General features: G+C 60.8%; 1 pseudogene. It reads right to left on the bottom strand.

Annotated features, from left to right (window positions below):
• Positions 1-204: pseudogene (locus G8O24_RS47510) on the bottom strand (IS110 family transposase); the annotation flags it as partial.

Genomic DNA, 204 nt, shown 5'->3' with positions numbered 1-204 from the left:
TGTCGCGGCAACTCTCGAGCCGGTTCTTCAGCCTTGCGATGTCCTCCGTGATCTGGTCGATCATTGTCAGATGCTCGGCAAAGGGCTGAAGGCGCGGATCCGGAGCGGCATGGATCGTCCTGACCGCGGCAGTGCACATCGCGATTCGCTTCGCGTCGATCCTGTCGTTCTTGGCCAGCAGCTGATGGAACGTGCCATAGGCAC

The sequence above is a fragment of the Bradyrhizobium campsiandrae genome (genome assembly GCF_014529705.1).
In the GTDB taxonomy this organism is placed as follows: Bacteria; Pseudomonadota; Alphaproteobacteria; order Rhizobiales; family Xanthobacteraceae; genus Bradyrhizobium; species Bradyrhizobium campsiandrae.
This window is presented reverse-complemented; position numbering and strand designations above follow the sequence as displayed.